25 protein-coding genes are annotated in these 22,150 nt (G+C 33.5%); 10 read left to right on the top strand and 15 right to left on the bottom strand.

The window, feature by feature from the left end; all coding sequences use genetic code 11:
* Positions 1-30: 30 nt before the first annotated feature.
* From recA to ABZC13_RS05470, 5 genes are all read left to right on the top strand, one after another.
* The gene (gene recA / locus ABZC13_RS05490; protein WP_373001142.1) at positions 31-1,068 is read left to right on the top strand and encodes a recombinase RecA; all 1,038 of its coding nucleotides are present in this window, start codon (positions 31-33) and stop codon (positions 1,066-1,068) included.
* 158 nt (positions 1,069-1,226) lie between these two features.
* On the top strand, positions 1,227-2,492 hold the full coding sequence (eno, locus tag ABZC13_RS05485) for a phosphopyruvate hydratase (RefSeq protein ID WP_373001140.1): 1,266 nt from the start codon (positions 1,227-1,229) through the stop codon (positions 2,490-2,492).
* 9 nt (positions 2,493-2,501) lie between these two features.
* Positions 2,502-2,780, top strand: a complete 279-nt coding sequence (locus ABZC13_RS05480; RefSeq protein WP_373001138.1) for a hypothetical protein — start codon at positions 2,502-2,504, stop codon at positions 2,778-2,780.
* Between the two features lie 37 nt (positions 2,781-2,817).
* The gene (locus tag ABZC13_RS05475) at positions 2,818-3,471 is read left to right on the top strand and encodes an AMIN domain-containing protein (protein ID WP_373001136.1); all 654 of its coding nucleotides are present in this window, start codon (positions 2,818-2,820) and stop codon (positions 3,469-3,471) included.
* Positions 3,472-3,481: 10 nt separating this feature from the next.
* On the top strand, positions 3,482-3,625 hold the full coding sequence (locus tag ABZC13_RS05470) for a hypothetical protein (protein WP_373001134.1): 144 nt from the start codon (positions 3,482-3,484) through the stop codon (positions 3,623-3,625).
* Here ABZC13_RS05470 and ABZC13_RS05465 read toward each other — a convergent pair.
* From ABZC13_RS05465 to ABZC13_RS05435, 7 genes are all read right to left on the bottom strand, one after another.
* Positions 3,622-5,319 carry a DUF4105 domain-containing protein gene (locus ABZC13_RS05465; RefSeq protein ID WP_373001132.1) on the bottom strand — a complete coding sequence of 566 codons (1,698 nt, stop codon included), beginning with the start codon at positions 5,317-5,319 and terminating at the stop codon, positions 3,622-3,624. The two genes, ABZC13_RS05470 and ABZC13_RS05465, sit on opposite strands and share 4 nt — an antisense overlap.
* Positions 5,320-5,513: 194 nt before the next feature.
* Positions 5,514-5,960 carry a DUF3015 family protein gene (locus tag ABZC13_RS05460; protein WP_373001130.1) on the bottom strand — a complete coding sequence of 149 codons (447 nt, stop codon included), beginning with the start codon at positions 5,958-5,960 and terminating at the stop codon, positions 5,514-5,516.
* Between the two features lie 69 nt (positions 5,961-6,029).
* Entirely contained in the window at positions 6,030-6,614 is a 585-nt protein-coding gene (locus ABZC13_RS05455; protein ID WP_373001128.1) for a hypothetical protein, read from the bottom strand.
* Positions 6,615-6,726: 112 nt separating this feature from the next.
* Positions 6,727-7,431 (bottom strand): GNA1162 family protein, encoded by a 705-nt coding sequence (locus tag ABZC13_RS05450; protein ID WP_373001126.1) that lies wholly within the window; start codon positions 7,429-7,431, stop codon positions 6,727-6,729.
* Positions 7,421-7,801 carry a DUF4810 domain-containing protein gene (locus ABZC13_RS05445; protein WP_373001124.1) on the bottom strand — a complete coding sequence of 127 codons (381 nt, stop codon included), beginning with the start codon at positions 7,799-7,801 and terminating at the stop codon, positions 7,421-7,423. The genes ABZC13_RS05450 and ABZC13_RS05445 overlap by 11 nt, the downstream gene beginning before the upstream one ends.
* Positions 7,802-8,101, bottom strand: a complete 300-nt coding sequence (locus ABZC13_RS05440; RefSeq protein ID WP_373001122.1) for a hypothetical protein — start codon at positions 8,099-8,101, stop codon at positions 7,802-7,804. It lies immediately after the preceding gene.
* Positions 8,098-9,084 carry a CsgG/HfaB family protein gene (locus ABZC13_RS05435; protein ID WP_373001120.1) on the bottom strand — a complete coding sequence of 329 codons (987 nt, stop codon included), beginning with the start codon at positions 9,082-9,084 and terminating at the stop codon, positions 8,098-8,100. Before ABZC13_RS05435 ends, ABZC13_RS05440 begins: the two co-directional genes overlap by 4 nt.
* Positions 9,085-9,334: 250 nt before the next feature.
* Here ABZC13_RS05435 and mgtE point away from each other — a divergent pair, with 250 nt between their 5' ends.
* Positions 9,335-10,663: a magnesium transporter gene (gene mgtE, locus ABZC13_RS05430; protein WP_373001118.1), complete on the top strand. Its 1,329-nt coding sequence runs from the start codon at positions 9,335-9,337 to the stop codon at positions 10,661-10,663.
* Positions 10,664-10,679: 16 nt separating this feature from the next.
* Positions 10,680-11,729 (top strand): CNNM domain-containing protein, encoded by a 1,050-nt coding sequence (locus ABZC13_RS05425; protein WP_373001116.1) that lies wholly within the window; start codon positions 10,680-10,682, stop codon positions 11,727-11,729.
* 162 nt (positions 11,730-11,891) lie between these two features.
* Here ABZC13_RS05425 and ABZC13_RS05420 read toward each other — a convergent pair whose 3' ends face one another.
* Both ABZC13_RS05420 and ABZC13_RS05415 read right to left on the bottom strand, forming a co-directional pair.
* Positions 11,892-13,076 carry an NAD(P)/FAD-dependent oxidoreductase gene (locus ABZC13_RS05420; RefSeq protein ID WP_373001114.1) on the bottom strand — a complete coding sequence of 395 codons (1,185 nt, stop codon included), beginning with the start codon at positions 13,074-13,076 and terminating at the stop codon, positions 11,892-11,894.
* A 61-nt stretch (positions 13,077-13,137) separates the two neighbouring features.
* Entirely contained in the window at positions 13,138-14,001 is an 864-nt protein-coding gene (locus ABZC13_RS05415) for a DMT family transporter (RefSeq protein ID WP_373001112.1), read from the bottom strand.
* Positions 14,002-14,081: 80 nt separating this feature from the next.
* Between ABZC13_RS05415 and ABZC13_RS05410 the strand changes: the two genes are divergently transcribed.
* Genes ABZC13_RS05410 through ABZC13_RS05400 form a run of 3 tightly spaced genes read left to right on the top strand, consistent with a single transcriptional unit; the run spans position 14,082 to position 16,392 of the window.
* Positions 14,082-14,504: a hypothetical protein gene (locus ABZC13_RS05410; RefSeq protein WP_373001110.1), complete on the top strand. Its 423-nt coding sequence runs from the start codon at positions 14,082-14,084 to the stop codon at positions 14,502-14,504.
* Positions 14,505-14,515: 11 nt separating this feature from the next.
* On the top strand, positions 14,516-15,217 hold the full coding sequence (locus ABZC13_RS05405; protein ID WP_373001108.1) for a tetratricopeptide repeat protein: 702 nt from the start codon (positions 14,516-14,518) through the stop codon (positions 15,215-15,217).
* Between the two features lie 53 nt (positions 15,218-15,270).
* Entirely contained in the window at positions 15,271-16,392 is a 1,122-nt protein-coding gene (locus tag ABZC13_RS05400) for a multiheme c-type cytochrome (protein ID WP_373001106.1), read from the top strand.
* Between the two features lie 108 nt (positions 16,393-16,500).
* Here the strand turns inward: ABZC13_RS05400 and ABZC13_RS05395 are convergent, their stop codons facing one another.
* Genes ABZC13_RS05395 through ABZC13_RS05370 form a run of 6 tightly spaced genes read right to left on the bottom strand, consistent with a single transcriptional unit; the run spans position 16,501 to position 21,977 of the window.
* Positions 16,501-17,187 (bottom strand): response regulator transcription factor, encoded by a 687-nt coding sequence (locus ABZC13_RS05395; protein WP_373001104.1) that lies wholly within the window; start codon positions 17,185-17,187, stop codon positions 16,501-16,503.
* Positions 17,180-18,688 carry an ATP-binding protein gene (locus ABZC13_RS05390; protein ID WP_373001102.1) on the bottom strand — a complete coding sequence of 503 codons (1,509 nt, stop codon included), beginning with the start codon at positions 18,686-18,688 and terminating at the stop codon, positions 17,180-17,182. The genes ABZC13_RS05395 and ABZC13_RS05390 overlap by 8 nt, the downstream gene beginning before the upstream one ends.
* Positions 18,681-19,421 carry a uroporphyrinogen-III C-methyltransferase gene (gene cobA, locus ABZC13_RS05385; RefSeq protein ID WP_373001100.1) on the bottom strand — a complete coding sequence of 247 codons (741 nt, stop codon included), beginning with the start codon at positions 19,419-19,421 and terminating at the stop codon, positions 18,681-18,683. The genes ABZC13_RS05390 and cobA overlap by 8 nt, the downstream gene beginning before the upstream one ends.
* Positions 19,421-20,557: a cytochrome D1 domain-containing protein gene (locus tag ABZC13_RS05380; RefSeq protein ID WP_373001098.1), complete on the bottom strand. Its 1,137-nt coding sequence runs from the start codon at positions 20,555-20,557 to the stop codon at positions 19,421-19,423. The genes cobA and ABZC13_RS05380 overlap by 1 nt, the downstream gene beginning before the upstream one ends.
* Positions 20,557-21,672, bottom strand: coding sequence for a radical SAM protein (locus ABZC13_RS05375; protein WP_373001096.1), 1,116 nt, complete (start codon positions 21,670-21,672; stop codon positions 20,557-20,559). Before ABZC13_RS05375 ends, ABZC13_RS05380 begins: the two co-directional genes overlap by 1 nt.
* A complete protein-coding gene (locus ABZC13_RS05370; RefSeq protein WP_373001094.1) occupies positions 21,672-21,977 on the bottom strand; it encodes a cytochrome c in 306 nt (101 codons plus the stop codon). The genes ABZC13_RS05375 and ABZC13_RS05370 overlap by 1 nt, the downstream gene beginning before the upstream one ends.
* Positions 21,978-22,150 lie beyond the last annotated feature (173 nt).

Genomic DNA, 22,150 nt, shown 5'->3' with positions numbered 1-22,150 from the left:
AAAAGAAAATTTAAAATAAGTGAGCCCAAGATGGACGCGAACAAACAAAAATCATTAGACTTAGCTATGAAGCAAATTGATAAAGCATTTGGTAAGGGTGCTTTAATGAGATTAGGTGATAAAGATATTGAGCCAATCCAATCAATAAGTACAGGTTCTCTTGGGCTTGACTTAGCTCTTGGTATAGGCGGTGTACCTCAAGGAAGAGTTGTAGAGATATATGGACCTGAGAGTTCTGGTAAAACAACTTTAGCACTTCAAATAACTGCAGAGTGTCAGAAAAAAGGTGGCGTTTGTGCCTTTATAGATGCTGAACATGCTCTTGATGTTGTTTATGCTAAAAACCTCGGAGTAGATGTTGAAAACCTACTTGTATCTCAACCTGATTACGGTGAGCAAGCTTTAGATATCGTTGAAACTATTGCAAGAAGTGGTGCGATTGATCTGATTGTTATTGATTCTGTTGCAGCTTTGACACCAAAATCTGAGATTGAAGGTGAGATGTCTGATCAAAATGTTGGAGTACAAGCTCGTCTTATGTCAAAGGCACTTCGTAAACTAACAGGTGTTATCAGTAAAATGAACTGTACTGTAATTTTTATAAATCAGATTCGTATGAAAATAGGCATGATGGGTTACGGGTCACCAGAGACGACAACAGGTGGTAATGCACTGAAATTTTATGCATCAGTTCGTATAGATGTAAGACGAATAGCTTCACTTAAACAGGGTGAAAGCCAGATTGGTAATCGTGTAAAAGCTAAAGTTATTAAAAATAAAGTTGCACCGCCATTTCGTCAAGCAGAGTTTGACATAATGTTTGGAGAGGGAATCTCAAAAGAGGGTGAGCTTGTTGACTATGGTGTTAAACTGGACATTATAGACAAAAGTGGAGCTTGGTTCTCTTACGAAGAGACTAAACTTGGTCAGGGACGTGAAAATGTTAAAGCTAAGTTCAAAGATGAACCTGAATTAGCAGCAGAAATAGAAGAAAAAATTAAAGTAGCTATGGGCGTAAGTAACGTTATGATTATGGATACTTCTGATATAGAAGACACAGACGTATAACTAACTTTTCTAATGCCTTTAATGTTTCCAAGTTATTCTTGGAAACGCCCCATCCTCTCTAAACATCCTTATAAGCAGTGCTTACATCATAGATAATTTTAATCTTAGTTAATTTTAGATAAAATTGCGGCAATAATATGTAATGTATAGGATTATAAATGTATATAGAAAACGTAAGTGCGATTGAAGTAATGGATTCTCGTGGCAACCCAACGGTTAAAGCGACGGTAGAGTTAAGTGATGGGACAATTGAGAGTGCAATCGTACCTTCTGGAGCTAGTACAGGTAAGCGTGAAGCACTAGAGCTTCGTGATGGTGGCGATCGTTACATGGGTAAGGGTGTACTGCAGGCTGTTGAAAATGTAAATTCTCAAATCTCAGATGCACTAATCGGTCAATCTCCTTTTAATCAAGCTGTAATCGATGCTACAATGAAAGAACTTGATGGAACTGAAAACTATGGTAACCTTGGAGCTAATGCAGTTCTTGGTGTTTCTATGGCTGTTGCTCGTGCTGCTGCTAAAAGTTTAGGTATGCCACTTTATCGTTACCTTGGTGGTGCTAACGCTATGACTATTCCTACTCCAATGTTAAACATTATCAATGGTGGTTCACACGCTGATAACTCAGTTGACTTCCAAGAGTACATGATTGTTCCCGTTGGTTTTACAGATTTTGCAGAAGGGCTTCGTGCTTCTGCAGAAGTTTACCACAATCTAAAAGCTATTTTAAAAGCTAAAAAGCATAACACTGCACTAGGTGATGAAGGTGGTTTTGCACCAGATTTAAGTTCAAATGAAGAGCCTATTCAAATAATCATGGAAGCAATCGAGAAAGCCGGATACAAAGCTGGTGAGCAAATTGCAATCGCTTTAGATGTTGCTGCTTCTGAAATTATTACAGATGGTGGATATAGATTAGAGTCTGAAAATCGCACTGTAACTTCTGCAGAGTTAGTAGATTACTATGTTGATCTATGTGCTAAATATCCTATAGTTTCTATCGAAGATGGTCTTAATGAAGATGATTGGGATGGTTTCAAACTAATGACTGAGAAACTTGGTGACAAAATTCAAATTGTTGGTGATGACCTTTTTGTTACAAATGCCAACATCCTAGCAAGAGGTATCAACGAAGGTATTGCAAACTCTATTCTTATTAAGCCAAACCAAATAGGTTCAGTTTCTGAGACTATGCTAACTGTTCGTCTTGCTCAGAGAAATGGCTATACTTGTGTTATGAGTCACCGTTCAGGTGAGAGTGAAGATGCTTTCATTGCAGACTTTGCTGTAGCACTTAACTGTGGTCAGATTAAAACTGGTTCAACTGCCCGCGGCGAGAGAACTGCTAAATACAACCGCCTTTTAGAGATAGAAAACGAAGTTGTATATGGTGAGTATTTAGGTTCTACGCTTTTTAACTAAGATATTCTTATGAATCAAGAAGAACTCTATGAAGATATAGATAACTCCCAAAGTATTACTCAAAGATACTTGGGACTCTCTTTAGCGAAGTTCTTAAGTCTGTTGTTAGTCGTTTTAGCACTTGGAATTTATCTAGGTGTCCTTTTATATGGAACAAACTCTTTAGAAGTCCTATTTGGGCTTCAAGATTATGAAAACTATTTACAGGATGAAGTTCATAGACTCAAAAATGAAAATGCAGAGCTTCAAAGAGAGTATTTTGAACTCAAAGAGATTTCTGCTCAATAACTTGTTATAATACTTATAAATTAATTCAGGGGTAGTTTTGATTAGAGTTATATTTACATCACTTTTTTTATTGATAACTTTAGACGCTCGAGAAAATCCATTTTTCCCTTCAAAAGGTGAAAAAGACATCCCTTACACTTCAAATCAGGTAAAGTCAGCCAAACCGCTTAAACGCTCATCTATAACTCTTCCATCATCTGCGAGAATAATCAAAAAAGTAACCATTGAATATGAAAACTTAGATGCTTCTATTGAAAAAAAGAGCATAGATCTTGATAACTCTATAGATTGGCATTTACCTGTTTTTATATCTCAAAGCTATTCTGAAACTGATACGAAGACAGAATCTAAAGAAGTAACTAAGTTTCCTGCAAAAAATAAAGGGATAAAATATAAAGAGATAGCGTCAGTAAAACATGCAAAGTTTTTATTTTTAGAAAAAACTTTGAAAATTGTAACTGATGACAAAATAATAAGAAATTTTTTGCTTGTAAATCCACACAGAATAGTAGTTGATTTTAAAAGAGATACAAGCTTAAAGAGTTATATCAAAGAGAATAAAGATGGAGTTTTCTGTAAGGTAAGAGTAGGCAATCATTCTGGTTATTACAGAGCTGTTATCGAGCTTGATGGTCAATACAAATACAATATGAAAAAAGTATCTGATGGATACATATTTAACTTAAGATAGGAAAATTATAATGATAAAATTTATAATAGTTAGTATATTTGCAATACTCCTTTTTAACGGATGTTCTGCAAAAGAATTTAACGAAGGTGTTGACAGCGTAACAAGTGATATATCAAAAGTTTTTGAAGATGGAAAAGACAAGGCTAAAGATTAAAAGTAATAAGACAGAGACGCTTGATAAGTCTCTTCACCTTCCTTCTTGTTTAATTTGTATCTTTCTTTATAGTCATATTTAAATTTTAGTTGAATATTTTGAGAGAGTCTAAAACTCTGTATCGCTTTTACTAAGTTATGTGCATCACCAGTGTCATAAACTCTTCGAGTTGCTTCAATATTTGTACTCATATATTTGTATTTATCGAAAACTACTCCTATACTTCCGCCAACAGCTGAAGTGAATTTATCTCCGTAGTAAAAAAGTGGGTCAATCATTATATATGTAAATGCCAGTTCATTTCCCCAGCTATAACCTGCTCCTAAAGTAGATATAAAGTTAGTTTTATCATCTATAAAGTTTTTGTCCCAGCCAAACTTTGTTCTCCAAGAAAAACTGTCAAAAAATTCACTTCTTTGAGCAATAGATACTATTGATATGATAGTTGCATTCTCAACTTCTGTTTTTTTATCACTATAAGAAAGCAGAACATCCATAAATTCTATCTCGGTGCCTCTCAAGAAGCCATAGTTGCTATCTTCTAAACTATGGTACGCAGGTCTAATACCAAGAAAGCCAATTGCTTCATTATCTCTAGATCCAAAACCAGCTGTTGCTCTTACACCTCTATGACTATTGATAGGATTAGCTGGAATAGCAATATTTATTTTATTACCTTTACCAAGTGCAGCTCTCGCTTTTGTTATATTATGAAACTGTTCAAGATAGAGTTGTTTATTCATATCATTTTTGCTAAATGAATATTCTAAAAATTCTATAGATGACTCTAAAATATACATTTTTTGTTGAGTTGATATAGAATTATCTTTTATAATCTCTTCTATACTTATTTCTGAGTTAACAAGTTTTCTTGGTAGAGAGAGATTTTTTGGCTTTAGAAGAGATTCATACTTTAGTAGAATAGTTCTTTTTGAAGCTCTATAGTGCTCTTCTTTGATTAAATTTTCGCTTAAGGAGGCATGTGCAGTCTCAAGAGGGATTACTTGATAGTTGAAATATTCTCTTAAATGTACTGACGGTCTTGCTATTTCGATAAACCATAACATGTTGTACGAACAGTTCTCAGTGAAGAAGTAGTAGTTAGAGTGAGTTCCATTTAGCTCCCACATATGCTCTACCATCTTTTGTACTTCTTCTTCATTTAGGTTCAGATCATACTCCCATATATCCCTTTGTTCTGTATCTCTATACTCTTTTAATTTTTCATAGTAAGGTAGAAGTGAGTACTTTCCATAGTAGCCTCCAAAGAGACCTTTTATAGCAAAAATAACGCCATTTTCTGTATCAGGGTTTGCATCCGCAGCATAGTTGATGGCATATGATAAAAGTTTAGATTTATAAGCAGAGTTGATGCGTAAAAAAGTGTGTCCAAACATAGAAGCTGGTGAGTTAATATGAGCTGATGGAAAGACTAAGGTAGCCGACTTGGGATTTAATCTTTTTAAAATTTTATCATACTCTGTACATGAGACTTGTGGAAAGTCCGTAATGTTTAATTGATCTTTTAACCATGATTTCCTAGCAGGAAATCTACAGGCAGTAGAGTTGTCGTCAAATCTTTTTTCATTTAAAAGAGCTTCCAGTGTAGCGTGTAACTCATCTTTGGCATTAGTTTTTCCTTTCTTTGATAAGAAGAACCTACTATCATCTATTTCACTTACTTCATTATCCATGTGAAGCAGTAGGTGCCAGTATCTTTGACTTGATAGGTTTAAGTCATCTGCTTTGTTTTGGTAAATCTCAACAGAAGCCTGAGTTAAACTGATGCAAAAAATGAGAGTAAAAAGTATTTTTTTAATGATAAGAAATTCCTGAGATGATAAGTAATAAATTAAACGAGAAAAACTCGTTTAATTTATTCTAATACTTATAGAGAAGTTGTAGAGATGTTGTCAAGTACATCAGCCATTTTAACACTTTTTGAAGTGTAGATGCTGTTATAGTTTGACTGAAGTGAAGCTGAAAATGAAGCTGTATCTTCAACTTGTAAAAGCTCGGCAAGTGTGTCAATAGATTCACCGTGACCAACAGCGATCTCTTTTGCAAGAATATCCATGTTTGATGCAACAAATTCTTGTGCTCTTTCATTCATAACAAACTTAGTTTTACTACAACCAGAAGTTCCAGAAGTAATACCAAAAGTTTGGTTACCTGAAGTACCATTTGTAGTAGCTTGTAAAGCTAACATAATTGCAGAAGAATCATCTTTAATGATCATTGAACCAAGTCCACAACCAGTTTGAGAGTTAACACCTGCCATTGCTGATGTAGTTAGAGCTAAAACAGCTACTGCACTTACTAATATTTTTTTCATGTGATACCTTTAAATTTAAGATAGAATGATTTTAAACAATTAATACTTCAGTAAAGGTTAAATTATATATTAATTTAAATCTCCATCTTTCCAGTATTTTGTACCTTGTATAGTCGCTTGAATTGCAAGACCATTTTCTGTTAGTTTATATAATCTAATACCAGGTGCAACAGTTATAGCCGCATTTAGTGCTCCTCCATGTTTTCCAGCTTTAGCAGCTGCATCTGCCTGGGCATTGGCCTCCCATCCATGGTTAACAAAGCTATCAAAAACTTTTTTGTTTTCAAACAAAAATATTGCTCTAAAGTCTTTAACTCCAAGCCCAAAACCAACACCACCAGAACCCATATTCATATATATATTTTTACCAGTTTTGTTGTTATGAGCCATTCCTTTACCACCCTCTGCAGATAGTATAATAAGGTTAACACCAACGTTCGCAAAAGTTGCATAACCATAAGAGTTTGCTACCATTTTCTTTGATTCTGGTGCATACTTATAGAGTTTCTTTAGTGTTTCACTATTTGTTTTTTGTCTCTCTTTTCTAGCTTCGTTATTCTCAGCTTTTATCTCTTTATCACTCTTACCAGACCAAAATCCAGAAAACATAAGAACTGCTAAAAGTAGTGATACTATTACTTTTAAGTTTTTCATACTCCATCCTTTTGTATTTGATATATAAATGATACTATAAAAATTGTTTTGAGACAAATTAGGAATGCACATCTAATAAATAATATATTAGATGTGACATGAAGAGTTCTTATTAGCTTTTAGCTTTTGGTGTTTGATCAAGGAATTTCATATCTTGATCAAGAAGATAATGGTCATGATATGGTCCAAAAGGAAGAGTATATATAAGTCTTCTGTTTGCAGTATGTGCATGTTTAACATAGTCTGAAGCTGCTGTGTTGATTGCTGCTACAACTACTTTTGCAATAAGACCAGCAATTCCTCCACCTGTATCACCACCACTAAGATCTACTACAACTGTACCTGTATATTTCCATAGTTCCTCAGAAGTTTTTGTTGACACTATTCTCGCATCAATTGAGACAGTTAAGCTTGAAGCAATAACGGCATATGAAACATCCCATTTACTTATGTTAGTAAACAGTACTGTATCTGCACCAAAGTAATCATAAAACTTTGTTAATGGCATATTATAAAGAAGTTCTGTATCATATACTCCTTCTTGTTTCATAATATCACTAACCATTTCTACCGGAAAAGTATAATAACCCATGCTTGCAAATGGTATCTCTACCGTAGTCATATAATAATCTTTTGCCTCTGCATCTGTACTCTCATTCATGGGAGGGAGAATTAAAATGGAACGAGGTTTTTGATCATACATTTTTGGGAACTCTTCAGCCTTTGTTGTGTACGTAGGACCATTACCTAAACATCCAGAAAATAGGAATGTCATTAATATTAGTATTGAAATCTTATAAAAGTTTTTAATTGTCATTTTTTGGCCCTTGTGCTATTTTAATCTTTTTAATCATTCTATCCATAAAGTGTGCAGACTCAGGATACATAGTTTTTTCCTTTGTAAAACTGGAAATAGCTTCTTCAGAATTGCCACCTTTTAGATATATATAACCAAGGTTTGCATACATTCCAGGAGGTACACGTCCAGAAAGAGTGCCATCAGTACTTTCAATACATTTTTCTATAGATTTTTGCAACTTGAGAGAAGACTCAGCACATATATTTTTCTTAGAAGCATAATAACTATCGCTATAGTCGCCATAGTTGTACAACGGTTTAGGTTGTTCTACACAACCAGTCATAAAAAAAGCGATAGCTATCGGAGCTATTATTTTTAATCTTTTCATTTAATTTACCTCTATTTCTTTAGATATACCATCACTAACAAACACTTCTCTCTTTACGATTAATTTATTAGCTCTATATACTTTTATAAAGTGTTTTCCTGGTTTGATTTTGTATTGATTATCTCTACCTTCTTCAATACTAAATTTTTCTCCATCATCAACACTAACCATAATGCTATGTGTATTACCAGTAAAATATAAATATGATTTTTTATCACCGGTAGATATGCCTTCTTTGTATCCGCATCCAGAAAATCCTAAGAAAATGAGTATATTAATAATCCAAATAAAATATTTCATTTTTTATCTCCAAGTTGAATATAAAGATTGTCAAAGTTATTTGAAGCAATATATTGTTTAACATCACCATCAAAAAGAGATGCTAGGGAAACCTCAGTGTCAGTTGTATCTCCCATTGTCGCTGTAATCTTGATACTACCTATTTTTTTACTAGGTAATGTTATCATCATATTAGTTTGCGGATTTTTTACTTGTTTTCCTTTTTTAAATATATCAAAAATATCTCCAATTTTAATGTTTTGACTTTTACCACCAGATGTTATGAAACTATCATCTTCATAACCAAGTATATAGCCCTTCCAAGGTTTGTCAAGCATATTTTCTATAATATTTGATGTTAAGTCAGAAATAGCAGCATCTATCGCTTTATCGTTTAATTGTCCATTGTAGCTAGCTTTTTCACCAACGCCAAAGACTGTTCCAGCCTCACTGTATGCTGCCCCTTTTCCTTCTTCAGAATATATAATTTCCCCATTACTTACATCTACTATTCGTATATGTACTTTTGCAAAAGTTTCTTGTTTTTTTACACGACTAAAAATTCCAACATCGCTAGTTTCTTTACGCCCTAATTCTGTAATTGATCCTAGTATTAAATAGTCTGCAGCATTATCAACTTTTTTTGAGTTCCCAATTGCTAATTCTTTTTCAATTTTAGAGATATCGGCTCTCTCCAACATAATGAATCTTCCAGATTGAAAGAGTTTGGCTGAAAGTATATCCATCGCCTGTTTCCCAATTTTGTCATTATTCTTATCAAGGAAAAAGCTTTGACCGTAGCGAGTTTCATTTGAAAACCGTCCTATAGCAACTTTTCTTTTAAGACCAGTAAGTGTATTATCCTCAACTTTTAGTGTTGGACTCTCTTGGAGAGCTTCTTTTTGAGAAGGAGGTGTTTCATGTACACGTTCCTTTTGCATAGTGGCACAAGCTGTAAATAAGATCGAGATAGTAACAGCACTAACTAAAAATTTTATCGGCATTTCAATCCTTTAACATTTAATAACATTATAATATCCATTCTGATATAAATGTCGTCGCTTAGTATATCTTAAAATATTATTATAAATTTATTATCACTATAAAAAATTTATAATATTTTAGTTTGATACAAAAAGAAACATAAAATATTTTTTAGTATGAATATTATTTTTATTGATTTTAATCTAAATAGTTTTGTTAATAATTTATTTTGAAATATGTAGTGCCAATATAGGGTATAATTCCAATAATATGAACAAGTTAAAAGAGTACTTAAATTCTCACGAACTTAGTGAGATTCACCCATCGGATATTGCAAAGATATTAAAACAGCTAGATGATAGCGAGTTTGCTGATGCTATAAAACTGGTTCCAAAAAACCTAGTTGGTGATGTTGCCCTTGCACTTCCGGATAGATACTTCGATGATGTTGTAGAGTCTCTAAGTGTTGACGAACTTTCTCATGCTGTAAGAGAGCTTGAGTCTGATGATCAATTGGAGTTCATGCAAGAACTTGGGGAAGTAGATGAAAGCGTCGCTTCTCAGGTTTTTGATACTCTTGATGAAGAAGATAAGCAAGAGATAACAAAGCTTCAAAATTATGATGAAGATGAAGCCGGTGCATATATGCAGCTGGAAGTCTTTACAGCCTTGAAAGATGAGATAGTACAGGATGTAATAAAGCGATTTGCTGCTCTTAGAAAGGCCAATGAGCTTGAAAATGTTCAAAATCTATTTATTATAAGTAAAGAGAATAAGCTTAGATATACAGTTGGTTTAGACGATTTATTAGTATTTGACTTTTCTAAAACAATAAAAGAAAATATTGAAAATAGTGATGATAGTTTTGAGCCAAAAATGGCTTATGATAGAGATGATATAAAAGATGTAGTTCATACCTTTGAAGAGTATGACCTCTCTGTTATGCCTATCGTAAATGCTTATGGCATATTAGTTGGTCGTATTACATCAGATGATATCTACGATATTATCAATGAACATGCAACAGAACAGATGTATAACCTTGCGGGTGTTGATGATGATGCAGAAGAAGATGATGAGATAATTAAAGCTGGACGTAAGCGTGCGACTTGGCTTTCTTTAAATCTTTTTACAGCGATTGCCGCATCTTTTGTCATCGGCATGTTTTCAGATACTTTAGAGAGTATGGTAGCTCTTGCAGTATTAATGCCCATTGTTGCATCTATGGGTGGAAATGCAGGAACTCAAAGTCTGACTGTTGTTGTAAGACAGTTGGCTCTCGGTGATATTTCTCAAGGAGATGCAATGAGGATTATCAAAAAAGAGGTAACGCTTTCGCTCGGGAATGGCATCTTCTTTGCTATAATTATGGGTTTTGTTGCCGCCGTATGGTTTGACATGGGTATGCTTGGAGTTGTAATTGCACTTAGTATGGTCATAAACCTCCTAGCAGCAGGCTTTTTTGGTGCAACAGTACCATTATTTTTAAAGAGAATGGATATTGATCCAGCTATAGGAAGTACAGTTATTTTAACAACTGTTACTGATATCGTAGGCTTTTTGAGTTTTTTAGGCCTAGCAACATATATACTATTATAAGGAATTTTCAAACTTAATGGATTTATTAATACTATTTTTTGTATTGTCGGTGAGTGTTTCATTTTTATGTTCAATTTTAGAGTCGGTACTTTTGTCGGTGAATATGTCATATGTCTCCGTACTAGAAAAAGAGAGACCAAGGGTTGGGGCATATTTAAGATCTCATAAACAAAATATAAACAAGTCTATAGCTTCAATTTTAATCTTAAACACTATTGCAAATACTTTAGGTGCAGCAGCCGTTGGTGCTCAAGCATCTATACTTTTTGGAAATGATGCTGTTGTTTACGTTTCTATTGTTCTAACATTTGCAATTTTATTTTTATCTGAGATTATTCCAAAAACTATAGGTGCTATTTACTGGAAACAGTTAGCTCCATTTTCGGCTAGAATTATCAGAATCTTTATTTTTATTACATACCCAATTATATTAAGCACTCTTTTTGTTACAAATAGAATATCGAAGGGTAAGCAGGATTCAAACAGGTTAACTAAAGAGGAGTTACTACACAGTATGCTTCTTAGTGAAGATGATGGCGTTATTGATGAAAAAGAGTCTGACTTTATAGAGAATATTTTAAACCTGAATAAGATAAAGGTAGGAGAGGTTTTAACTCCGAGAAGTGTTGTATTCGCACTTGATGAAAATATGACAATAAAAGATGTCATAGAAACACAGCCTGCAATTTTTAAATTTTCCCGTATTCCAGTTTACAAAGGTTCTATAGAAGAAGTTGTTGGAATCGTTTTAACTAAAAAGATTTTCAAACAAGCTTTAGAAGATGATAGTGTAACTGTAGGTTCAATAAAAAAAGAGATATTTTCTATAAATGAAAATATTCCTGTTTCTAAGGCTCTGGATCTGTTTATATCTAAAAAAGATCATATGTTTTTGGTTATGGATAACTATGACCAAACAGAAGGAATCATTACTTTAGAGGATTGTGTTGAGACTATCTTAGGTGTTGAAATAGTTGATGAGAGTGATACAACAGAAGATATGCGTGAACTTGCAAAAAGTAAAATGAAACAAAAAAGACGAGAAAAAATCAACAACGAAAACTAAAGAGTAATGCCGCACATTAAAGGGGTAAGTACTGCGGCATTGCTTTGAATTTAAGGGAAGTGACCGAAAGAAATTTATACTTCATGTGGACATAAAGTCCTATATTTCTCTTTCTTGAGTTGTATTATAAAAGTAAAAAGTGTAAATAAAATGTGAAACTAATTAAATACCAGGAATCCTAGGTATTTTGTTGAGTTTAGATAGTTTACAGTATTTACCCCATCCTTTTTTTAACCAGTGACCAATGAATGGAAGAGGAACCATAAGGGCTCTTTTATCATCCCTGTAAATAAATGAAGCACCGTTACCACTATCCATAACACATAGAATATTGAGGTGCTCTTGATAGCCTTTAAAGAGTGAGAGACCTTTGTCTTTTTGATCAATATTAAAAGCAACATTTCTAGCCATTACTTCTGCAACGTGACCTTGTTTTGCTCTCCAGTCAGCTCCTTGCAGAGCTGCAACATCTCCAATAGCGTAGATATTAGTCGGCATTTGTGGATCGTCAAAAACAACATTACAATGGTCATTTATCTTTATAAATCCAGCTTCGTTAGTCGGTAACCCTGACTCTTTGACAACATCGTGACCATTCCCTGCAGCTATAAACATAGTAAAGTCAGAAGCTAGTTTTGAGTCATCTTCAAATATAATAGAATCATTTTCGAAAGCTTTTATTTTTTTACCAAAATGCTGCTTTATATCTAGTTTTTCAAAAAAGACAGCCATCATTTTAAGAGCTTTAGTACCCATTCTTTTTCCAGGTTCAGGCATTGGTGCAAAAAATGTTAACTCAAAATTGTCTCTTATACCTTTTTTCTTCAAAAGATGGTGAGTGTTAAACAGTAGTTCAAATGCAGGTCCACCGCGAACAGCAGAAGTGTCTTTTGGATTTCCTCCAAAACCGAAGCAGATTTTACCGCTTCCTTTTTCTATAAGTGCATCTATTGAGTCACGGATTTGTAGAGATTGTTCAGGAGCACCACAAATAGATAGTGTGTTTTTTATTCCCTTGTGCTTCATTTTTGAAGCACCCATTGCAAGGACTACGTGGTCATAATCTTTTAAAACAGCTCCACTATTCAGAGTATATGAGTTTTCTTTAGCATCTATCTTTTGCAGAGCATCTACTACTAGCTTAAAGCCATGCACTTTTTGCAGTTTTTTAAGATCTATACATACATCACTGAACTCTTGTTCTCTTGTTGGAATCCAGATCGAAGTAGGGTATATGAAAAAGTAATCTCTTTCACTTACTAAAGTAACATCATAATTTGATTTTCTTAAAAAAATAGCAGCTTCAAGACCAGCAAAGCCACCACCTATAATTAGAACTGTTTTCATAAGTACCTTTATATAAAACTTGATAATGAAAAATATTACAACAAGTGATATTAAAACCCTATTAATTTTTTTTATTTATAAAATAAACTGCAATAAGACTAAGAGAACCGCCGATAAGGATGTGGGCATGTATAGCTTCGCCTAAGACAGCCCAAGCTATTAGAAGAGAGAATATGGGCACTAAAAACATAAACGAACTTGTTTTTTGGCTGCCTAGTTTTGCTGACGCTATAAAGAAGATAGTAGTGGCGACAGTTTGTCCTAAAACTGCTAAATAAATCATGGCAATCCAGAATTTAACTCCTTGCTCAAAGACACTCATCAAATCACTGTCAAATGCATAGATGAATGAGAAAATAGTTGCTATAACAGATATGTAAAAACTATAGTGAACCGGATGAATATGTTTATGAGAGTATTGCGAGAGAAGTGTTACCCCAGCCCAAATAATTGCACATATAGCAAAATATATGTTAGAGCTATTTAGAAATATGCTCAAATCATTTAGCTCTAATATGATAATTCCACCAATAAAACCTATTATAAGACCTATGTACTGAGATGCAAAAAGTTTACTCCTGAAGATGATTGCAACCAGTAAAAAAGTCATAAGTGGCGTCAGCGTTGTGATAATTACTCCACCATTTCCTGCAAAACCATACTTTACACCCAAAAAAGAAAAAATCATAAATGATACATTTAATACGGAACTTGAAGCTACGAATTTTGCACCTGTTGGGTTTAAAGTTAAAGGAACTTTCATGAGATACAAAATAGGGATAAAAGAGATGCTCATAAGAAAAAAACGCCAAAATATTATGATTTCTATTGAGAGGTCATATGTGAGAATTTTAAGTGCACTCCATCCTCCACCCCATAAAAACATTGCTAAAATAAGAAGATAGGTAAAGTGTGAGTTTTTCAATAATTAGTCTTTTGCAAAAAAATTGCTATTTTATTGTCATTATAGCTTAAATCATTTTACTTTTTTAGGTAATATACCCTATGAGTTATACTAAATGGTTTGACGCCCATGCTAAAAAGCATAAAGATATTGTAGATAAATTAGTGGAGTCAGGTTACTCAAAAGAACGTATAGTTGCGTATTTTGATTTTGATAATATGGTAAAAGAAGAGCCGAGTTTTTGCCCTCTTTATAAAGATAATAAAAAGTGCCATGATATGAATGAGTTAAACTGCTATATGTGTGCTTGTCCTAACTTTAGATTTAATGATAGTGGTTTGGGAACATACAACGAGTTTAAAATACTCAGTGATTGCGATATTAACAATGGTGAAGAGTTTGCAGGAAATGGTGTAATTCATCAAGACTGCTCATCATGTAGTGTCCCGCATCATAAGTCATATGTGTTAAAAAACTTCTCTCTAAATTGGCTAGAGATGATGAAAAAATGTAAAAGTAATTAAGAAGGATTCTAATGTTAAAGATTATTTTATCTATGCTATTGATGTCAGTAGCACTGTTTGGAGATACTAAAGAAGCTCTTGAAGCTTTTAAGAAAAAAGATTATGAAAAGGCTTTTAAGCTCTATGAAAAGAGTGCTAAATCCGGTGATACAACTGCTCAAAATGCGTTAAGTTATCTCTACTTTAATGGTATTGGTATTCAAAAAGATACAGAAAAAGGTATTAGTTGGTTAGAAAAAGCTGCAAAAGCTTCAGACGCCAGAGCTCAAAATGACTTGGGTATGATGTACTTAACAGGTCAAAATGTGAAGCAAGATAGCAAGAACGCATTTACATGGCTTACAAAGGCTTCAGAAGCTAAAAATCCAAATGCTGAGTATAATCTGGCTCTTATGTACTACAGAGGTGACGGAATAGATCAAAATGCTACAAAAGCAGCAGAGCTTTTAGAAAGATCTGCAATTCAAGGTAATCAACAGGCAGAGCAAAATATAGGTCTTGTTTATATGCAACTTCTTAAATTCGACAAAGCAGCTGAGTGGTTGGAGAAAAATGCAGCACAAGGTGATGAGAGAGCTTACTACCTTCTTGCAGAAATCTACTGTACTAATGAGAAGTTTAAACAAGCAAAAAAATGGGCTCAGCTGTCTAAAGACAGCGGAAATAAAGATGCTGAACTACTCTGGTTTAAGTATAATCTAGAAAAATATTAATTATAAGATTTCTTTTAGTATAATGGCTCTATATTTATTTTATGGAGTCTATTATGAAATTTATTCTCTCTTTCTTAGTTTTACTTGGCATGAGCCTCAATGCTGAAGTAAAGTACCCATCTTCTGAGTCTTGCAACGAGTGTCATGAGAACATCTATCGTGAACACACAGCATCTATGCATCATAAATCATCTCTTTTTAAAGACGAAGTACATGCAAAAGTAAAAGAAGCTGTAAATAAAGATACATATAAATGTGCTATCTGTCATATGCCAGCTACTAAAAATCTGCGTGCCGTGATGAGTGGAGAAAAGCAACCGGATCCTAATAGTTATAGGCAGACAGATGGAGTGTCTTGTTTCTTTTGTCATCAGATCAGTAAAATATACGATTCTAAAGCCCATAAAATCAACTTCTCAAACTATAAAGGTGAAAAAAAACCGACTGTCTTTGGAAACCTGAAAAAACCGTATGAGAGTAATGAGCATGAATCTCAGAGTAATGAAATATATAAAAATTCTGAAGTATGTATGGGTTGTCATTCTCATAAACAAAATGCTAAAGGTTTTGAGGTCTGTAATACAAAAAACCAATATGATAAAACAAGTGATTGTATAGGTTGTCACATGCCATCAACTCCAGGTACTATAGAGAAAAAGGACAAAGGTATAAGAAATAATTACGCCTCTCATGAGTTTTTAGGTGTACACTCTTTAGATATGGTAAAAAAAGCTGTGAAGCTCGAACTTGCATATAAAGATGAAGTACTAAATCTTACTATAACTAATAAAATGGGGCACTCTATTATTACGCATCCTATGAGATTGAAGTTTGCTAAGACAGTTATAACTAGAGATTCTAAGGTAGTATGGACAAACTTTAAAGATAGTCCTCTTGAAGATAAGCAGGCAACTTTTATTATAGTATTTAAAGATGAAGATGGAAAACCGGCTCTGCCAAATAAAGCCATAGACTATAAACTAAACAGAAATTTAAAAGCTAACACATCAAAAACTGTCACATATAAAGTACCAAAACTGCAAAAAGGTGATGAAATAAAAACTACGTGGATAAGCTATATTGTAAATCCAAAAATCGCTAAAAAACTAGATATTACTACAAAAGATATCGTGAAGCCATATGTTGGGGTTGAGGAGTCATTGTATATATACTAAAATCAGAATTAAAAAATTCTGATTTTAAACAATATGGTTGTGAATCAAGGAGATATTAGAAAGTCTCACTTGTTATTATAATAGAAGAGTTTGTCACACTTAGTCAATCTACTTTAGTACGATTTTGTATCCTAATCCATATTCATTCTGTATGAGATTCTCCGGAAGTTTTGCTCTGAGACGTTTTATAAATGATGTGATTGAGTACTCAGAGAACTCTTTTTCACCCTCTCCGTATAAGTGATAGAAGATGTTTTCAGCCGTAAATGCATGGTTCGTCTTTGAGCACAGAAGTTTAAAAAGCATTAATTCTTTCTCTTTTAAAGAAATCTGTTTTTCAGAGTTCCACAGAGTAGAAGATGTCTTATCCCAAAATATTTCTTGACTCAGGTAAATTCTTTTTTTAGAAGCTCTAAGTTTATCTACAAGATTTAGTAAAACATCTTTTAGCTTTTGTGAGTTTATAGGCTTGATTAGGTAAGTAACAAGACCAAGTTCTATTGCTTGGAGAAGTTTTTCTTGCTCAGAGTGAGCACTCATAATGATAATATCAGTTTCCGTGTCACGTTCTCTAATACGCTTAACCATACTCAGCCCGTCTAAGTTTGGCATATTTATATCACTTAAAATGATATCAGGCCTTTTTTCTAAGTATTGTATATACCCCTCATGACCACATTTGGCTACATATACTTTTTTAAAAAATATTTGTAAATATTCCCGTAGGTATTCTCTTAGTTCTGACTCATCTTCTGTTATGAGGATTGAAATATCTTCAATTAATTCACTATTCATTCTTCATCCTTATTGTAAATGTGGCTCCAAAGCTGTTATTCTCTGCTTGTAATTTTCCATCCATGTGATCTTCTATAATCATTTTTGCAATGTGTAGACCTAAGCCGGTTCCCATAGATTGATGCTTTGTTGTAAAGTATGGATTAAAAATCTTTGGTAGTATATCAGCATCTATTCCACCGGCATTATCACTAATAGAAAGAACCGCGTCTTCATTTTCTTTTTGAAGTAGTATATCTATCTTTATATCAGGTATAGATCTTAACTCTATGATGTCATATATATTAGAGAGGATAGATACTATAACTTGAACAAACTCATTCATTAAGCCATAGATATTTAATTCTTTGTCTCCTCTAATGTTTATCTTTATTTTTGTGCTATCTTTTGTATAGTTTGTAATCTCAAGTGCTTTATTGAGAGCAGTGTAAATACTAAAGACTGATTTGTCTTTATTTGGTTTATAGTAGTTCATAAAGTCTTCGATAGTATCTGACATATATACAACACGTTTTTCCATTGTGTCTAGTTTAGAAGAGACTTCATCTCTCTCAAGAACACCAACGCTGTTTTTTTCTTTTAATATTGCTACTATTGTGTTTACAATTGCTAATGGCTGACGCCATTGATGTGCTATATTTCCTATCATCTCACCCATCTCAGCTCTTTTTGATTGTTCAAATAGCTGTCTGTCTCTCTCTTGGATAGTTTTTTCTTTTTCTTTAAGTTCGTTAATCGTATCCAGAAGTTCACGATTATATTTTTCTTCTATATAGAGTCCACAATCTAGATTTTTCATATCAGTGATTAGGTTTTGTATATATTGCTTTTTGATTATAGAACCATGTTGCGGTGCAATAAGCTCAATATCTAGTTTCTCTATCTTGCTGAGGGCATAGTTAAATATATCTTTACTTGGCATGTATTCTTGATGAAATTGTTTTGCTTTTTCAAAGTAAGTTGTATCTGCATAAAATTCCCATGACTCTTCTATACCACCAAAAATATCTCCAGAAAAAAGAGTTTTTGTTTTTGGATCATAGCTAACAAAAGCACCGGGAGAGTGACAGTATGGTGTAGTTAAAAAGTCTAACTTGAAACCGCTTGAAGTAATGAGTTGATTATCATGTTTATCTATCTCATAATAGTCGGAACTTACAAGGTAGTGTTTTATTAAAAGAGACATTCTTGAGTGAGTTACAATAAGCAGATCATCTCTGTCTATGAGTTTTTCTATCTCAGGTACTGCTGCTGCTAAATCTGGGTCTTGATGATGAAGTACGATATACTTGATAGACTTGATATCTGCAATACTCTTTACTTTTCTCACAGTCTCATTAAACTCAAGCATAGAACCTGGGTCAATAAGAATAGACTCATCTCCATTTTTTATGAAGTATGGATGACATTGAAATGGGTCGTTTTCAAGATACATTCCAACCCAGTAGATGCTATCAGCAATCTCTATGGGTTGTTTGAAATCATGCTGCAGCTTAGGCATTTCCCTCGAACCACTTTAGCTGTTCTCTAAGCTCAACTACCTTTCCTACTACTATAAGTGCAGGTGTTGGTACATCTTTAGCTTTTTCAACTATATTTTCTAGAGTTCCTACAACAACACTTTGATCTTTTGTTGTTCCTTTTGAGATTACAGCTACCGGATAGTCTCTTGCTTTTCCAATCTCAATAAGTTTTTTACTAATTTTTGGAAGATTATGAAGACCCATTAAAAATATAATAGTGTCATCTGTTTTAAAGTTATCCCATGGAATCTGAGAAACTTTTTTATTTGGTGATTCATGACCTGTAACAACTCTGAAACTTACTGCTACACCACGATGAGTAACAGGAATACCTGCATATGCAGGTGCAGAGATTGCAGAAGTGATACCGGGAATTATTTCAAATTTGACATCTCTTTCAAGTAGGTAAAGAGCTTCTTCACCACCGCGACCAAATACAAAAGGATCTCCACCTTTAAGGCGAACTACATTTTCATGCTTTAGTGCATTTTGGTATATTACTTCATTAATATCATCTTGAGGCATGATATGACGTCCGTCTTCTTTACCTACATATACGAATTCACAGCCATTTTTTGCTTCTTCTAGTAATACAGGGTTTGCAAGACGATCATAAATAATTACATCGGCTTCTCTGATAACTCTAAGTGCTTTTACAGTTAGTAACTCAATGTCTCCAGGGCCAGCACCCGTTAAATATACTTTACCCATTATTTCTTTTCCTCATAAATAAATATACCAGACGGTTTTTTGATTTGAAATATTTCACGGCTTAAATACCAATCTTTAGTATGAATAACAGCTACTTTGTTAGTATCATTTACTGATACATAAAGGTTTGGTCTAACATTTGACCATCTTACATGAAGAACTTTTCCATCAAACTCAAATCTTTTAACGATTTTTAGAGTCTTAGTATCTATAATCTGAATTACAGGAAATTTCTTTCCACTGAATGTTACTGCTAAATATTTTTTATCAGGAGATAGAGCTGTAAATACCGGCAAACCTTCTGTCTCAATATTTTTAACATATTTAAAGTCAGGTGTATAGACTAGCACTTTATTATTTCCTACAGCAGGGATAAACACATATCCTCCACCGATACTCCAAAAACCAAAGTGTGGAACTTTGAGTACAGGTTTTCTGTCTTCTAGTAGTATTTTAATTTTTGAGTATTTCATAGTGTCCAGATCTACAACACCAAAGTGATCACTCTGAAAGAAACCAGTTATGAAGTTGTTATCTTTGATCATTGCATCAAAGGGCATTACCCCAACATCTTCAAACTCTTTGTAAATCTCGAAGTTTGGAAGACCTTTACCACCGTTTTTGTCTTTTAAAACAGTTATCTTGTCGTTATCCATTTGTGAGAAAATCAAGTAATCTTTATAAATCTTAATACCGACATTTTTAGATCCTGTCTCAAATGACTGAATAGGGTTTAAGTCTCTGTCTAAAATATCTACACTTTTTTTAGCATAGTTAGCAACTGCCAGAAAGTTTTTACTAATTGTAAAACCAATAGCACTGTCGCTAGTCTTTTGCTCTTTCACTATAACTTCTTTTTCAGGATCAAACTTTATAACATAACCATCACGAGAGATTACATAGCCGTCTTTGCCGTCAAACTTAACAACGCCATGATTCATATTGTGCATGCCTCCAATATGAGACTTAGTTAATCCTTTTTCAATAACAGCTAAAGAGTTGCTTTCTCTCTCTACAACAAAAACTTTCTCTTCTGTGTCTAGCATTGATAAGACTGGATTTACACCTTTTGCTTGAACGTTTGTCAGTATAGATGCTGTAACCATAGCACCAAGTAATATTTTTTGTATTATCATTATTGTTTTCTCTCCTCTTGAGTTAAATAACATGATGGATCTTCACTCCATAAATCACCTGTAATAGCATACGCTCTAGCACGTGAACCGCCGTTACAAATATCTATCTGTTCACAATCAGCACATATACCGCTAACTTCTCTTGGATGAACTCTAAGCTTATCTAGTAGGTCACCTTTTTGCCAGATATCACCAAAGTCTTCTTTAATGATATTTCCAACAGTCAGTGGAAAGAATGGATCTGGTCTAACATCACCTTCACTGTTTATATTAAGCAGTTTTCTACCAGCAGAGTTTCCACCCCAAGTAGTTAGTCGTTTTCTCATGCTCTCTTTTAATTCAGGGTATCTAGCTGCAAACTCATTTAAGAAAAGAATGGCATCTTGTTCCATATTTCCTGTTACAATCTCGATGTCTCTACCAGTATCGTAGTACTCAAATGCTTTTTTAAGTATGAACTCTACAGATTTTCTTCTCTGCTCTTTAGTAAGATCCATTTTAAGATTATCTAAACCACGTCCTGAATAAACTAGATGCGAGATATATATCTTTGGAATATTTTCTTTTTCAACCAGATCAAAAATATATTCTAAAGAGTTAATAGTCTCTTTAGTAATAGTAAAACGTATACCGACCTTAGCACCCGTTGAGTTTGCAAGTTGAACAGCTTTAAGTGTTTCTTTAAACGCACCTTTAAGACCACGGAAGTGATCATGTGTAGGCTCATCTCCATCTATACTAACACCAACATAGTTAAATGTATCTACTATACGTTGTACATTACCCTTTGTAAAGTATAGACCATTACTAGATAAATAAGTGATGATCCCATTATCTTTACAAAAGTCAGCTATCTCAAACAGATCTTTTCTAGTCAGTGGTTCTCCACCTGAGAAGATGATGAACTTAACACCGTTTGCTTTCATCTCTAAAATAGTTTTTTTGATTTGCTCAGTTGTTAGAGTATCAACTTCATCTAGAGTCGATTTTGAGTAGCAGTGTAAACAAGAGAGATTACAACGATTTGTAAAGTTCCATATAGCTATCGAGCCGTCTAAAATTCTTTCTTTTTTGCCTTCTACAACAGAAGATATAAGATTTGATAGTCTAAACATTATTTACCTTTATATGAGAGAATGTATTTTGCTATAGCTTTTCTCTCTTTGTCATTTAATTTTAATTCGGTCATTACTGTTCTTTTGTAACCAAAAGCTTTATACATTGCTTTTGGGTCTATAATATAAGCTTCGATTTCATCTTGTGTTCGTTTAGAAGCTATTTCTGAAAATGGAGGTCCAAATGCTACAGCAGTTTGGTGGTGACAGCCCCAACAATAGGTCTCAAAGACTTTTTTGCCGTCCGCATCCTGAGCGTATAAAAGAGAAGACAATGCAAGTGTTAAGAGTATATATTTTTTCATATTTATTCTTTCGTTTGATAAACTATTCTATCGAAAATAAACTTGAATAAAAGCCTATAAAATCTAGAATTTGTCATTTTTTTTTACAGTTAAAGAATATCTTTTTATAATAGATTTGTCGTTGATATTAGTCAATTTTGTCAATATTTGCAAAAGTTTGTAGAAACTTTAAT

The sequence above is a fragment of the Sulfurimonas sp. genome, from assembly GCF_041563035.1.
GTDB lineage: Bacteria > Campylobacterota > Campylobacteria > Campylobacterales > Sulfurimonadaceae > Sulfurimonas.
This window is presented reverse-complemented; position numbering and strand designations above follow the sequence as displayed.

Coding starts and splice junctions, on each gene's coding strand:
- ABZC13_RS05420 (WP_373001114.1), bottom strand. CDS start 13,076: ATGAAAACAGTTCTAATTATAGGTGGTGGCTTTGCTGGTCTTGAAGCT.
- ABZC13_RS05460 (WP_373001130.1), bottom strand. CDS start 5,960: ATGAAAAAAATATTAGTAAGTGCAGTAGCTGTTTTAGCTCTAACTACA.
- ABZC13_RS05400 (WP_373001106.1), top strand. CDS start 15,271: ATGAAATTTATTCTCTCTTTCTTAGTTTTACTTGGCATGAGCCTCAAT.
- eno (WP_373001140.1), top strand. CDS start 1,227: ATGTATATAGAAAACGTAAGTGCGATTGAAGTAATGGATTCTCGTGGC.
- ABZC13_RS05470 (WP_373001134.1), top strand. CDS start 3,482: ATGATAAAATTTATAATAGTTAGTATATTTGCAATACTCCTTTTTAAC.
- ABZC13_RS05410 (WP_373001110.1), top strand. CDS start 14,082: ATGAGTTATACTAAATGGTTTGACGCCCATGCTAAAAAGCATAAAGAT.
- ABZC13_RS05375 (WP_373001096.1), bottom strand. CDS start 21,672: ATGTTTAGACTATCAAATCTTATATCTTCTGTTGTAGAAGGCAAAAAA.
- ABZC13_RS05425 (WP_373001116.1), top strand. CDS start 10,680: ATGGATTTATTAATACTATTTTTTGTATTGTCGGTGAGTGTTTCATTT.
- ABZC13_RS05445 (WP_373001124.1), bottom strand. CDS start 7,801: ATGAAAAGATTAAAAATAATAGCTCCGATAGCTATCGCTTTTTTTATG.
- recA (WP_373001142.1), top strand. CDS start 31: ATGGACGCGAACAAACAAAAATCATTAGACTTAGCTATGAAGCAAATT.
- ABZC13_RS05380 (WP_373001098.1), bottom strand. CDS start 20,557: ATGATAATACAAAAAATATTACTTGGTGCTATGGTTACAGCATCTATA.
- mgtE (WP_373001118.1), top strand. CDS start 9,335: ATGAACAAGTTAAAAGAGTACTTAAATTCTCACGAACTTAGTGAGATT.
- ABZC13_RS05480 (WP_373001138.1), top strand. CDS start 2,502: ATGAATCAAGAAGAACTCTATGAAGATATAGATAACTCCCAAAGTATT.
- ABZC13_RS05370 (WP_373001094.1), bottom strand. CDS start 21,977: ATGAAAAAATATATACTCTTAACACTTGCATTGTCTTCTCTTTTATAC.
- ABZC13_RS05405 (WP_373001108.1), top strand. CDS start 14,516: ATGTTAAAGATTATTTTATCTATGCTATTGATGTCAGTAGCACTGTTT.
- ABZC13_RS05465 (WP_373001132.1), bottom strand. CDS start 5,319: ATGGATAATGAAGTAAGTGAAATAGATGATAGTAGGTTCTTCTTATCA.
- ABZC13_RS05390 (WP_373001102.1), bottom strand. CDS start 18,688: ATGCCTAAGCTGCAGCATGATTTCAAACAACCCATAGAGATTGCTGAT.
- ABZC13_RS05455 (WP_373001128.1), bottom strand. CDS start 6,614: ATGAAAAACTTAAAAGTAATAGTATCACTACTTTTAGCAGTTCTTATG.
- ABZC13_RS05395 (WP_373001104.1), bottom strand. CDS start 17,187: ATGAATAGTGAATTAATTGAAGATATTTCAATCCTCATAACAGAAGAT.
- ABZC13_RS05435 (WP_373001120.1), bottom strand. CDS start 9,084: ATGCCGATAAAATTTTTAGTTAGTGCTGTTACTATCTCGATCTTATTT.
- ABZC13_RS05450 (WP_373001126.1), bottom strand. CDS start 7,431: ATGACAATTAAAAACTTTTATAAGATTTCAATACTAATATTAATGACA.
- cobA (WP_373001100.1), bottom strand. CDS start 19,421: ATGGGTAAAGTATATTTAACGGGTGCTGGCCCTGGAGACATTGAGTTA.
- ABZC13_RS05440 (WP_373001122.1), bottom strand. CDS start 8,101: ATGAAATATTTTATTTGGATTATTAATATACTCATTTTCTTAGGATTT.